The following is a 237-nucleotide window of genomic DNA, read 5'->3' as shown; positions in this document are numbered from 1 at the left end:
ACGCCAAGGCGCATCGTGTCGTCGCGCTTGAGGAAGCGTGTCGGCTTCAGACCCAGGCCCACGCCGGGCGGCGTTCCGGTTGTTACAATATCGCCCGGCTCAAGGATCATGTACTGGCTGATATAGGAAACCAGGGGGCGGATCGAGAAGATCATATTGCTGGTCGATGAATTCTGCAAACGGTCGCCATTAACCTCCAGCCAAAGTGACAATCTTTGCGGGTCGCCTACTTCATCT

The 237-nt window shown here is 56.1% G+C and carries 1 protein-coding gene; it reads right to left on the bottom strand.

The features are described 5' to 3' along the window. Positions 1-237, bottom strand: a 237-nt coding sequence (locus ACPYOJ_RS36725; protein ID WP_481420594.1) for a fumarylacetoacetate hydrolase family protein, incomplete at both ends; no start/stop codon positions are given.

This window comes from Rhizobium sp. SVR5-9E, from assembly GCF_056755095.1.
Note: the sequence above shows the minus strand (reverse complement) of the source record. Positions and strands in the feature narration are given on the sequence as shown.